Raw genomic sequence first — 267 nt, 5'->3', positions numbered from 1 at the left:
GAAACCATCGCGTCGCAGAAGGGCAAGCTCAGCGCGCTGCAGAAGGCGGCCCTCGCCACGCAGGCTTCCGCGGCCAAGCAGCTCGCCGTCGCCCAGCAGAAGGCGTCCGCTGCAGAAGGCCAGCTGGCCAGCATGAAGAGCCAGCTCGCCGCCGCGCAGGCGAAGGGGAGCGGCGGCTCGTCCGCATCCGGCACCACGGCGAGCAGCGGCAGCACGGGCAGCGGCGGCGGCTCGGGTTCCGGCTCGTCCGCCGCCCCGATCACCGCC

The 267-nt window shown here is 74.2% G+C and carries 1 protein-coding gene; it reads left to right on the top strand.

The annotated features are described in order from the left end of the window. The coding region (locus SB717_RS36435) for a hypothetical protein (RefSeq protein WP_410907906.1) at positions 1 to 267 on the top strand (267 nt) is incomplete at both ends.

It is taken from the genome of Priestia sp. SIMBA_032, assembly GCF_046535215.1.
GTDB classification, from domain to species: domain Bacteria; phylum Bacillota; class Bacilli; order Bacillales; family Bacillaceae_H; genus Priestia; species Priestia aryabhattai.
Note: the sequence above shows the minus strand (reverse complement) of the source record. Positions and strands in the feature narration are given on the sequence as shown.